Origin of the sequence: Duganella violaceipulchra (genome assembly GCF_019166075.1) — a bacterium.
Taxonomy (GTDB): Bacteria; Pseudomonadota; Gammaproteobacteria; order Burkholderiales; family Burkholderiaceae_D; genus Rugamonas; species Rugamonas violaceipulchra.
On record NZ_JAHTGR010000046.1, the window covers coordinates 1 to 9,917 of the forward strand.

Below are 9,917 nucleotides of genomic sequence, written 5' to 3' on the forward strand. Positions count from 1 at the left end.
ACGACCACAAGTACACCTACAGCCACCTGGGCTACAACCTCAAGATCACCGACATGCAGGCCGCCTGCGGCCTGGCCCAGATCGACCGCGCGCCCGGCTTCATCCAGGCCCGCAAGGACAACTTCGCCTACCTGAAGGAGCGGCTGCAGTCGTGCGCCGAGTTCCTGATCCTGCCGGAGGCGACCGAGCATTCCGATCCGTCGTGGTTCGGCTTCCCGATGACCCTGAAGCCGGAGGCGAACGTCTCGCGCGTCGACCTGCTGACCTACCTGGACCAGCACAAGATCGGCACCCGCCTGCTGTTCGCCGGCAACCTGACGCGCCAGCCCTACATGATCGGCCGCAACTACCGCGTCTCGGGCGAACTGACCAACACCGACCGCGTGATGAACGACACCTTCTGGATCGGTGTGTTCCCCGGTCTGACGCGCGAGATGCTGGACTTTGCGGTCGACAAGCTCGAAGCCTTCTTTGGCGTGAACTTCTAAAGGCCGCCATGAGTTTGCCGGAACCCTCCCACCACGCCTATCTCGGGCCCTACCTGTCGACGCTGCCGCAGAACGCCCGCCTGCTGGTGCAGGCAGGCGCCACCGACGGCGCCTTGGCGCGCAAGTACCGCGCCAATTATCCGGCCAGCTCATGGCTGGTGGCGGACGCCGACGCCGCGCAGGCCCAGCAGGCGCGCGAGTACGCCGACCGCGTACACCAGGTCGACCTGGAGCACGCCGGCGACACCTTCTACAAACATCTGGAATGGGCCGATGGCTGGATCTTCGACGGCACGCTGGAGCAATTGCAGGAGCCCGGCAAGGTGCTGGCGCAGGTGCGCAAGGTGATCCAGTGCGACGCCTGCATCGTCGCCCGCATCGCCAACGCCCGCTACTGGAATGCGCCGGCCGCGCAGCCGCGCCAGCACCTGGGCATAGACGGCATCCTGGCCCTGTTCGAGCAACACGGCTTCCGCGTCGTCAACGGCGTCATGCTCAATCCTGCGCCCTTGCCGCCGGCCGTGGCCGATGCGCTGCAGCTGCGCGCCGCGCAAACCGGCGTGCCGCTGGACGTGCTGATCGACGACGCCCAGCCTTCCCACTACCTGATCAAAGCCATGCCCGCGTGATGAACGATACACCGCTCTACTATTGCATTGCCCACGCGCCTTTCGACTGGAAGATGCCCAACTTCATGACCATGCTGGGCTCCGGCGACTACGTGCCGGAGTCCGGCCTGGCGATGAGCAAGCTGCTGACGCCCGAGCAGGCGCTGCGCAACCGCTACCTTGGCGAGTACCTGGCGCTGTTTGAAATCCGCCGCATGCTGATCGCCAGCAAGGCCGAGGGCTTTGTCGGTTTCTGCCACTATCGCCGTTTCGCGCTGACCGACCCGGTCGGCACGCTGGCGGGCTTCAACTACCATGCCCATCCGGACGTGCTGGCCCAGGTCCGGCCCGAACACTTCTACGCCGACGGCAAGACGCCGATCGTGCCGATCGCGGTGACGTTCGCCGGCTCCATCATGCAGCAATACCAGTCCAGCTGCGTGCTGCGCGATTTGCTGACCTTCTTCGGCGACGCCATCGATTGCGGCGTCATCACCGATCTCGAGGCCGCCAATTTCCTGAGCGGCAATACCTTCATCCCGGCGCCGACCGTGGCCTACATCCCGGTGAGCTGGTTCGTCGAGATCGTGCACGCGCTGGAACTGGTGATGTCGCGCTACTATCGCCATCACCACATCGAGCGCGAAGGCTATCTGGCGCGCAGCATGGCGTTCTGCTGCGAGCGGCTGCAAGCCTTCCTGCTGGCCAAGCACATCCTCGCGTGGGGCGCCGACCAGGTGATCTCGCGCCCGCTGGTGCTGCTCGACGCCAAACTTCCACGTCCCTGACACTGAACAACCCCATGAAAATTGTCCCCACCGACATCGCCGGTTGCTTCCTGATCATCCCAGACATCCGACGCGACGAACGCGGCAGCTTCGTCAAGGTCTTCCACGAAGACATCTTCCGCGAGCACGGCCTGGCCACCGACTATGCCGAGGAATACTACTCGGCCTCGCATCGCAACGTGGTGCGCGGCCTGCACTTCCAGACCCCGCCGCACGACCACGCCAAGCTGGTGTATTGCGTGCAGGGCTCGGTGATGGACGCGGCGCTGGACTTGCGGCGCGGCTCGCCCACCTACGGCCACAACCTGATGCTGGAACTGAGCGCCGCCAACGGCCACATGCTATACCTGCCGCGCGGCCTGGCCCACGGCTTCTGCACGCCGAAGGAACCGGCGATGATGGTCTACAAGGTCACCGCCACCTACGCCCCGGACCACGATGCCGGGCTGGCGTGGGACAAGGCCGGCATCGACTGGCCGGTCAAGGAGCCGATCATGTCGGCGCGCGACCGCCAGTTCGGCGCGCTGGCCGATTTCGACACGCCGTTCGTGTTTGACGGCGGCCAGCCATGAGCGCGCGCCGCGCCCTGCTGACCGGCGCCAGCGGCTTTGTCGGCGCCGCGCTGACGCGCCGCCTGCTGGCCGACGGCTGGGAGGTGCACCTGCTGCTGCGCGAAGGCTCGTCGAGCGCCGGCTTGCCGCCGGAGGGCGAACGGCTGCATCTGCACCGCCACAACGGCGACACGCTGCAACTGATCGACATCATGCGCGCCGCCGCGCCGGAAGCCGTGTTCCATCTGGCCTCGCTGTTCCTGGCCACGCACAAGCCGGAAGATGTGACGCGCCTGATCCAGTCCAACCTGCTGTTCTCGACCCAGCTGGCCGAAGCGATGGCCGCCTGCGGCGTGCGCCACCTGGTCAACACCGGCACCTCGTGGGAGCACTACGAGGACGAGGCGTACAACCCGGTCTGCCTGTACGCCGCCACCAAGCAGGCCTTCAGCGCGCTGCTGCGCTACTACGTCGAAGTGCACGGCTTGCGGGTGGTGACGCTGAAATTGTTCGACACCTACGGCGCCGGCGATCCGCGGCCCAAGGTGCTGAATTTGCTCAAGAGGGTGGCGCTGGAAGGCAGCTCGCTGGGCATGTCGCCGGGCGAGCAGCTGATGGACCTGGTCTACATCGACGATGCGGTGCAGGCCTTCATCACCGCGTATGAACGGCTGGCCGACGGCCGCCAGCAAAACGCCATGGAAGAGTATGGCGTCTCCAGCGGCAACGCACTGCCGTTGCGCGAACTCGCCGCGCTGTATGCGCAGGTCAGCGGCAAGCCGCTGGCGATCGCCTGGGGCGGCCGCCCCTACCGCGAGCGCGAAGTGATGGTTCCATGGAGCACCTACCAGGCCTTGCCCGGCTGGCAGCCCACAACCGACCTGGCCACCGGACTGGCGCTGTTCCACAACGCCGCTTCCTGACCGGCCAGCCGGCGCAGGCGCCGGCGAAATTCGTTACGGTTCGCGGATCGATTCGTCCAGCGCCCGGGTCAGCGGGTACAGCAGGTAGGACATCACGGTGCGGTGGCCGACCACGATCTCGGCCGATAAGGTCATGCCCGGCAGCAGCTGGGAACCCGGGGTCATCTTCTTCAGCTTGCCCGTGTAGGGAATCCGGCTCAGGTAGTAGGCGTCCAGCCCGCCGCCGTTCTTGTCGCTCTGTTCGCGCTTGAAGGCGTCCTGGCTGATGGTGCGCACCTTGCCGTCCAACATGCCGTGCTGCTGGAACGAGAAGGCGTCGACCTTCAGGTGCACCAGCGCGCCCGGCTTGATGTAGCCGATGTCGAGCGAATCGATCTGCACTTCCGCCTCCAGCTCGGCGCCCAGCGGCACCAGCGTGAACAGGGGCTCGGCCTCGCGCACGATGGAGCCGACCGACAGCTTGCCGATCTCCAGCACCACGCCGTCGGCCGGCGCCACCATGTTGATCGCCCTGTGGCGCTTGTCGGCCTTGGCCAGCTGCTCGTTGATGCCGTCGCGGTCGCGCGAGGCGCTCAGCAGGTCTTCCATGGTCTTCTGCCGCCAGCTCTTGTCGAAGGCGGCGCGCTCGGCCTGGGCCGACGCCAGCTCGCTGGCCATCTCGACCGCCTTGTTGCGCTGCAGGTCCATGTCGCGCTCGACTTCGAGGCGGCGGTCGCGCGCTTCCAGCAGGTGCATCTTGGCGCCGAACTGCTCGGCCATCAGCTGTTCCTGCATGGCTTCCACTTCGCGCAGCGATTTGACGCGCTGGGCCAGGATCACCTGGTCGTGCTTGTTGGTCTCCAGGCCGGCCTTGAGGCGCGCGATGTTCTGGTCCATCTTGGTCTTCTGCGCCTCGAAATTGCCCTTGCGCTCGTTCGACAGCTGCGCCTGCAGCAGCGTGTCGGCGTTCGATTTGCCGTTGGTGACGGCGCCCGGCTGGCCGGCCAGCTCGGCGCGCAGGCCGGCGGTCTGGGTGTCCAGGCTGTCGAGCCGCACGCGCAGCTGCTGCTCGTCGGCGGCGGTGAAGGTCGGGTCCAGACGGGCCAGCACCTGGCCTTTTTTCACCACCTGGCCGACCCGCACCTCGATGCTCTGGATGATGGAGGTGTCGAGCGGCTGCACCACGATGTTGGGCAACGGATTGACCAGGCGGCCGTGGGCGACCACGATCTTCTCCACCGGCGAGAAGCTGGCCCACAGGATGAAGAAGGCGAACGCGCCGATCAGTACGTGCAGCGTGAGGCGCACGAACTTCGGCAGCGGGCCGCGCTCGATGGCGTCCGCATCGGGCAGGAACTCGATTTCGGTCTCGTCCTTGCGGCGGCGCTTGAGGCTTAGAGGTGACTTGTTTGCTGGTTCCATAAGTGCTGGTAAGTGTCGCTACTGGTGAGCAGTTCTTCGTGGCGGCCGGCGTCCACCAGCCGGCCCTGTTGCATGACCATGATCTTGTCGGCGTTGACCAGGGTCGACAGGCGGTGCGAGATCATCACCACCGTGCGGCCGACCGCGATCTTCGACAGGTTGTTGATGAAGATGGCTTCCGACTCCGGGTCCAGCGCCGAGGCCGCTTCATCGAGGATCAGGATGCGCGGCTTGGCCACCAGGGTGCGGGCGATCGACAGCCGCTGCTTCTGGCCGCCGGACAGGTTGGAGGCGTTCTCCTCCAGGATGGTGTCGTAACCCATCGGCAGGCGCTCGATGAACTCGTCGGCGCCGGCGGCGGCGGCCGCTTCCACCAGTTCCTCGAAGGTGGCGTCCGGCTTGGTGACGGACAGGTTTTCGCGCACCGTGCCGCGGAACAGGAAGTTCTCCTGCAACACCACGCCGATCTGGCGCCGCAGGTGCGACAGCTCGATCTCGCGGGCGTCGATGCCGTCGAAGCGCACGATGCCTTCCTGCACCGGATACAGGCCCTGGATCAGCTTGGTCAAGGTGGTCTTGCCGGAGCCGGAGCGGCCGACGATGCCGACCACGGTGCCCGGCTCGATGGTGAAGCGGGCCTTGTCCAGCGCCATCGCCTGCGCGCCCGGATAGCGGAAGGTGACGTCGTCGAAGCGGATCTCGCCCTGCAGGATGGGACGCAGGCCGTTGGCGCCGGCGCGCCCTTCCGGCGCGCGGTTCATCACCTCGCCCAGCATGCGCACCGACAGCGCGGTTTCCTGGTATTCATTGACCAGGCCGACGATGGAAATCAAGGGTTGCGTGACCCGGCCCGACAGCATCTGGAAGGCGATCAGCGCGCCCACCGACAGCGTGCTGTCGAACACGTCGGCGGCGCCCACCACGATCAGCGTCACCGGCAGCAGCTTGCCGAGGAAGTCGGTGACGGCGTTGCCGGCGATCGAGATCTGGCCGACCCGGAAGTGCATGGTGATCGCCTCGGCCGAGCGCTGGTCCCAGATGCGGCGCTGCGACGGTTCGATCGCCAGCGCCTTGACGGTGCGCATGCCGTGGATGGTCTCCACCAGCATGCCCTGGCGCTGGCCCTCGGCCGCGTACAGCGCGTTGAGGCGGCGCTGGAAGGTCGGCACCATGGCCATCACCACGCAGGCGATCAGGCCGGCGAACAGCAGCACGATCATCGCCAGCTTGAACGAATAGCTGAACAGGATGGGCACGAACACCACCAGCGCGATCAGGTCCAGGCCGGTGAAGAACAGGCGGCCGGTGAGGAAGTTGCGGATCTTTTCCAGCTGCTGCATGTGGCGCGTGACCACGCCGGCGCTGGTGGTCTCGAAGAAGTCGATCGGCAGCGACAGCAGGTGGCCGAACACGCGGCGCGTGAGCCGCATGTCGATCTTGTTGGAGGCGGCCAGGGTCAGCGTCTGGCGCAGGAAGCCGAAGGTGGCGTCGAACACCAGCGCGGCGACGATGCCCACGCCCAGCACCTGCAAGGTGGTCACGCTCTGGTGGGTGAGCACCTTGTCGATCACCAGCTGGAAGAACACCGGCGAGGCCAGCGCCAGCAGCTGCATGGCGATGGCGGCGATGAAGATGTCGCGGAACGCGGCCTTCTGCTTGAGTATCTCGGGGATGAACCAGCGCAGGCCGAACGGCTGGTTGGGGTCGGACAGCTTGTGCTGGCGTTTGATGAACAGCACTTCGCCGCCCCAGCGCCGCTCGAACTCGCTGCGCGCCACCATCACCACGGTGGCGTTGGCGCTGGCCGGGTTGAGCACGGCGACGGTGTCCTCGGCGCCGGCGGTGTCGTCGCCCGGCTTGACGCCGACCACGATCACCATATTGCCGTCGTTCAGGCGCGCCATCAGCGGGAACACGCCGCCCTGGGCCATCAGGCGCGACCAGGTCAGGCGGTCGGCCTTGGCCTTGAGGCCGATGTCGGAGGCGATGCGCAGCAGCGCGCCGTTGCCCGGCTCTTCCGCGCGCAGCGCGTAGTCGTCGATCAGACGTTCCGGATTGATTTGCAAACCGTGATGCTGCGCGATGGCCGTCAAACACTGTATCGCGGTATGGGGAAATTTATCGTGCATAAGCCTGATCAAGGTTAAAACTTGCATTGGCGCACTATCGAGCCAGCCTTCGGATTCTAACCTAGTGCAGTGCCTGGCGGAGGGTTTTGTGTTGCTGAAATACCGACCGGTTTACCGCCCTGTTCGCCGGCTCAAAAAAAAACGGCAAGACCCGCAGGTCTTGCCGTCCTTACTTCCTTATCGGAAGCTGGTTACTTGGCAGCCAGGAAGCCGCTGTGGTTGCCGCCTTGCAGCGCTTTCAGTCGCAGCGCATCGTCGGTGGCGGCGGCGTTGCTGGTCGCGGTCAGCTTGTTGTCGTAATTGCTGATCGCGTCCGCCATCGCGGCCACTGCCGTGTTGACGCTGTTCGGCACTTCCAGCTTGGCGGTGGTGGTCACCGTCGTCGCCGCCGCGTCGAAGCTCGACATCGCCGCCGACAGGTCGCTGACCGAGGCGCTCAGGCTGGTCGCCGCCGTGCTGCTCATCTGGAACCAGACGTCCGCCGCTGCGTGGCTGGCGCCGTCGCTGGTTTCGAAGGTCGACGTGATGCCCACAATGTTGCCATTGTTGAGCGACGCGTTCTGTTTCGCATCCAGGTTCAGCTTGGTGATGCCCAGGTCGGCCAGCGATTTCAGCTCGTCCGCCTGGCTGACGCCGTCGGCATTGCCGTCGACCCAGACCCGCAGATTGCCGAAGGCGCTGTCCTTGGCGTCGACCACGCCGTCGGCGTTGGTGTCGAGCTCGCCCAACGCGGTGTAGCCGTTGGTGGCTTTCTGGCCGTTGGCCAGCGTGGTGCCGGAACCGAACAGCTCGCTACCGTCGTTGATCACGCCGTCGCCGTTGCGATCCAGGGCCAGCAGGCCGTCGCCACCGCCCACCCAGCCGGTGTTGACTTTGCTGCCGTTAGCCAGCAGGTCGAAGTTCACGCCGGCCGCCAGGCCCAGGGTGTTGATGCCGTTGCCGTTCAGGTCCAGCACGATCGGCGTACCCAGTGGCGAAGGCAGTGCCGCGATCTGGTCGGTGGTCAGGCCAGGCACTTGGGCGCTGGTGATGGCGCACACTTGCGAGGTCGTCATCGAGTGGATCTGGTCGGTCGTCAGGCTATGCAGCTGCGCGGTGCTCAGCGCGGCGATCGACGAGGTCTTCAGGCCCACCAGGTCGGCCGTCTCGATGGCCACCAGCTGGTTGGTCGACAGCGCCTTGATCTGGCCGGTCGTCAAGGCCTGCATCTGCTGGCTCGACAGCGCGACGATCTGGTCGGTCGTCAGCGCGGCGAGCTGCGCGGTCTGCAGCGAGGCGATGACCGAGGTCTTCAGCGCGGCCATGTCCTCGGTGCCCAGCGCGGCGACCGCGGCGGTCGCCAGGGCGGCCACCTGGCCGGTGCTCAGCACGCCTACCTGCGTCGAGCTCAGCGCGACAACCTGGTCGGTGGTCAGGCCGGCGGCGAGGTTGGCGGTGCTCAGCGCGGCGACCTGGGCGGTGCTCAACGCCACCACCTGGTCGGTGGTCAGCGCAGCGACCTGGGCCGATTTCAGCGAACTGATGACGCCGGTCTTCAGCGCACCGATGTCGCCGGTTTCGATGGCGGCGATGGCGCTGGTGCCCAGCGCGTTCACTTGCGCCGTGCTCAGCGAACCGAGCTGGGTCGACGACAGCGCCACCACCTGGTCCGTGGTCAGGCCGCTGGCCAGGTTGGCGGTGGTCAGCGACGCGATCTGGGCGGTCGACAGCGCGCCGACCTGGTCGGTCGTCAACGCGGCCAGCTGGGCGGTGCGCAGGCCGCTGATGGCGGCGGTCTTCAGCGAACCGAGGTCGGCCGTTTCGATCGCGGCGATGGCGCCGGTGCTCAGGCCAGCCACTTGCGCGCTGGTCAGGGCGCCGACCTGGGTCGCGCTCAGCGCCACCACCTGGTCGGTGGTCAGCGCCGCGGCCTGGTTGGTGCTCAGGCCGGCGATCGCCGCGGTTTTCAGTCCGCCGATATCGGCCGTTTCAATCGCGGCGATGTCGTTGGTGCTGAAGGCGCTCAGCTGGGCCGAGCTCAAGGCGCCGATCTGGTTGGACGACAGCGCGACGACCTGGTCAGTGGTCAGCGCCGCGACGCTGGCGGTGGTGAAGGACGCCACTTGCGCGGTGGTCAGCGCCGTCAGCTGGTCGGTGGTCAGCGCCGCCAGTTGGGCCGTCTTCAGCGAGGCGATGATGGCGGTCTTCAGGCCGACGATGTCCGCCGTTTCGATGGCGGCGATATCGCCGGTGGTCAGGGCGCCGAACTGGTTGGTGCTCAGCGCGCCCAGCTGGTTCGAGCTCAGGGCGACGATCTGGTCGGTGCTCAGGCCCGAGGCCAGGTTGGCGGTGGTCATGGAGGCCACTTGCGCGGTGCTCAGCGCACCGATCTGGTCGGTGGTCAGGGCGGCGGTCTGCGCGGTGCTCAGGGCGCCGATGGCGGCGGTCTTCAGCGCGCCAAGGTCGGCCGTCTCGATCGCGGCGATCGATGCGGTGCCCAGCGCGGCGATTTGAGCGCTGCTCAGGCCACCGATCTGGACGCTGCTGAAGGCGACGATCTGGTCGGTCGTCAGGGCCTTGGCCTGGTTGGTGCTCAGGCCGGCGATGACGGCGGTTTTCAGCGCGCCGATGTCGGCCGTTTCAATCGCGGCGATATCGTTGGTGCTGAAGGCGCTCACCTGGGCCGAGCTCAAGGCGCCGAACTGGGTGGACGACAGCGCGACGACCTGGTCGGTGGTCAGCGCCGCGACGTTGGCGGTGGTGATCGCCGCCACTTGCGCGGTGGTCAGGTTGGACAGCTGGTCGGTGGTCAGCGCCGCCAGTTGCGCCGTCTTCAGCGCGGCGATGATGCTGGTCTTCAGGCCGACGATGTCGGCCGTCTCGATGGCGGCGATGTCCTGGGTCGACAGGGCGCCGAATTGACCGGTGCTCAGCGCGCCCAGCTGGTTCGAGCTCAAGGCCACGATCTGGTCGGTGCTCAGGCCCGAGGCCAGGTTGGCGGTGGTCATAGCGGCCACTTGCGCGGTGCTCAGCGCGCCGATCTGGTCGGT

Annotated in this window: 8 protein-coding genes; 5 read left to right on the top strand and 3 right to left on the bottom strand. The window is 66.6% G+C overall.

Annotated features, from left to right (window positions below; all coding sequences use genetic code 11):
• The 5 genes from KVP70_RS32660 to KVP70_RS32680 form a co-directional block, all read left to right on the top strand.
• Positions 1–488: DegT/DnrJ/EryC1/StrS family aminotransferase (locus KVP70_RS32660; RefSeq protein WP_217946591.1), on the top strand; the 488-nt coding region annotated here is incomplete at its 5' end.
• Between the two features lie 8 nt (positions 489–496).
• Positions 497–1,117, top strand: coding sequence for a hypothetical protein (locus KVP70_RS32665; RefSeq protein ID WP_217946592.1), 621 nt, complete (start codon positions 497–499; stop codon positions 1,115–1,117).
• Positions 1,117–1,884, top strand: coding sequence for a hypothetical protein (locus KVP70_RS32670; RefSeq protein ID WP_217946594.1), 768 nt, complete (start codon positions 1,117–1,119; stop codon positions 1,882–1,884). The genes KVP70_RS32665 and KVP70_RS32670 overlap by 1 nt, the downstream gene beginning before the upstream one ends.
• A 14-nt stretch (positions 1,885–1,898) precedes the next feature.
• Positions 1,899–2,456, top strand: a complete 558-nt coding sequence (gene rfbC / locus KVP70_RS32675; RefSeq protein WP_217946595.1) for a dTDP-4-dehydrorhamnose 3,5-epimerase — start codon at positions 1,899–1,901, stop codon at positions 2,454–2,456.
• The gene (locus tag KVP70_RS32680; RefSeq protein WP_217946596.1) at positions 2,453–3,358 is read left to right on the top strand and encodes an NAD-dependent epimerase/dehydratase family protein; all 906 of its coding nucleotides are present in this window, start codon (positions 2,453–2,455) and stop codon (positions 3,356–3,358) included. The genes rfbC and KVP70_RS32680 overlap by 4 nt, the downstream gene beginning before the upstream one ends.
• A 33-nt stretch (positions 3,359–3,391) precedes the next feature.
• Here the strand turns inward: KVP70_RS32680 and KVP70_RS32685 are convergent, their stop codons facing one another.
• The 3 genes from KVP70_RS32685 to KVP70_RS32695 form a co-directional block, all read right to left on the bottom strand.
• Entirely contained in the window at positions 3,392–4,759 is a 1,368-nt protein-coding gene (locus KVP70_RS32685) for an HlyD family type I secretion periplasmic adaptor subunit (RefSeq protein ID WP_217946597.1), read from the bottom strand.
• The gene (locus KVP70_RS32690) at positions 4,732–6,915 is read right to left on the bottom strand and encodes a peptidase domain-containing ABC transporter (RefSeq protein WP_307730302.1); all 2,184 of its coding nucleotides are present in this window, start codon (positions 6,913–6,915) and stop codon (positions 4,732–4,734) included. Before KVP70_RS32690 ends, KVP70_RS32685 begins: the two co-directional genes overlap by 28 nt.
• A 164-nt stretch (positions 6,916–7,079) precedes the next feature.
• Positions 7,080–9,917: beta strand repeat-containing protein (locus tag KVP70_RS32695; protein WP_217946600.1), on the bottom strand; the 2,838-nt coding region annotated here is incomplete at its 5' end.

Bases quoted from the DNA above. Each gene is read 5' to 3' on its own strand.
- KVP70_RS32665 (WP_217946592.1), top strand. From the start codon at position 497: ATGAGTTTGCCGGAACCCTCCCACCACGCCTATCTCGGGCCCTACCTG.
- KVP70_RS32670 (WP_217946594.1), top strand. From the start codon at position 1,117: ATGAACGATACACCGCTCTACTATTGCATTGCCCACGCGCCTTTCGAC.
- rfbC (WP_217946595.1), top strand. From the start codon at position 1,899: ATGAAAATTGTCCCCACCGACATCGCCGGTTGCTTCCTGATCATCCCA.
- KVP70_RS32680 (WP_217946596.1), top strand. From the start codon at position 2,453: ATGAGCGCGCGCCGCGCCCTGCTGACCGGCGCCAGCGGCTTTGTCGGC.
- KVP70_RS32685 (WP_217946597.1), bottom strand. From the start codon at position 4,759: ATGGAACCAGCAAACAAGTCACCTCTAAGCCTCAAGCGCCGCCGCAAG.
- KVP70_RS32690 (WP_307730302.1), bottom strand. From the start codon at position 6,915: ATGCAAGTTTTAACCTTGATCAGGCTTATGCACGATAAATTTCCCCAT.